The organism is Variovorax sp. P4_B11, assembly GCF_056402355.1.
Window position 1 is genome coordinate 1 of the sequence record NZ_JBFUHO010000156.1, and the last position, 1,273, is coordinate 1,273.

General features: G+C 66.7%; 2 protein-coding genes. Both read left to right on the plus strand.

Translation table 11 applies throughout. The features are described from left to right. On the plus strand, positions 1–333 hold a 333-nt coding region (locus AC1DYD_RS41375; RefSeq protein ID WP_478178492.1), incomplete at its 5' end, for an NAD(P) transhydrogenase subunit alpha part 2. After that, positions 330–1,273 (plus strand): NAD(P)(+) transhydrogenase (Re/Si-specific) subunit beta (locus AC1DYD_RS41380; RefSeq protein ID WP_478178493.1); only part of this gene is annotated, 944 nt, incomplete at its 3' end. The genes AC1DYD_RS41375 and AC1DYD_RS41380, both read left to right, overlap by 4 nt.

The window sequence follows — 1,273 nt, forward strand, 5'->3', positions numbered from 1 at the left end:
CCCGTATCCCACACCGTCATCAACCTGATCATCTTCGTGCTGGCGATCTACGTCGGCTACCACGTGGTGTGGACCGTCACGCCGGCGCTGCACACGCCGCTGATGGCGGTCACCAACGCGATCTCGGCGATCGTGATCGTGGGCGCCATGCTCGCGGCCGCGCTGACCGAGACGGGCCTGGGCAAGACCATGGGCGTGCTGGCCGTGGCGCTGGCCGCGGTCAACGTCTTCGGCGGCTTCCTGGTCACCCGGCGCATGCTCGAGATGTTCAAGAAGAAGGACAAGAAGGCGGCACCGGCTGCTGAAGCGACCGGCAAGGGGAATGCAGCATGAGCATGAACGTCGTCACGCTGCTGTACCTGATCGCGAGCGTCTGCTTCATCCAGGCCCTGAAAGGCCTGAGTCACCCCACCACCTCCATCCGCGGCAACCTCTTCGGCATGGTCGGCATGGCGATCGCCATGCTGACCACCGCGGCGCTGATCGTCCAGCTCTCGGGCGGCAAGGCGATCGGCATGGCCTGGGTGCTGCTCGGGCTGGTGGTCGGCGGCGGCTACGGCGCCTACCGGGCCAAGACCGTCGAGATGACGCAGATGCCCGAGCTGGTGGCTTTCTTCCACAGCATGATCGGCCTGGCGGCCGTGTTCATTGCGGTCGCTGCGGTGGTCGAGCCCTGGGCCTTCGGCATCACGCCGCCGCCGGTGGCCGCTGCCGTCGGCGTCAACACGCCCGAGGGGGCGGCCATCATCGACGGTTTCCTGCGCTACGCGATTCCAGCGGGCAACCGGCTGGAACTGTTCCTGGGCGCGGCCATCGGCGCGATCACCTTCAGCGGCTCGGTGATCGCCTTCGGCAAGCTCTCGGGCAAGTACAAGTTCCGCCTGTTCCAGGGCGCGCCGGTGCAGTTCAAGGGCCAGCACATGCTGAACCTGGTGCTGGGCCTCTTGACCATCGCGCTGGGCCTSKTSTACATGGCSACCGAGAGCTGGGCCGCCTTCCTCGCGATGGTGSTGCTGGCCTTCGTGATGGGCGTSYTGATCATCATCCCGATCGGCGGCGCCGACATGCCGGTGGTGGTSTCGATGCTCAACAGCTACTCGGGCTGGGCGGCCGCGGGCATCGGCTTCAGCCTGAACAACGCGATGCTGATCGTGGCCGGCTCGCTGGTGGGCWGCTCGGGYGCGATCCTGAGCTACATCATGTGCAAGGCGATGAACCGCTCGTTCTTCAACGTGATCCTGGGCGGCTTCGGCGGCGAGGCGGCCAGTGCGGC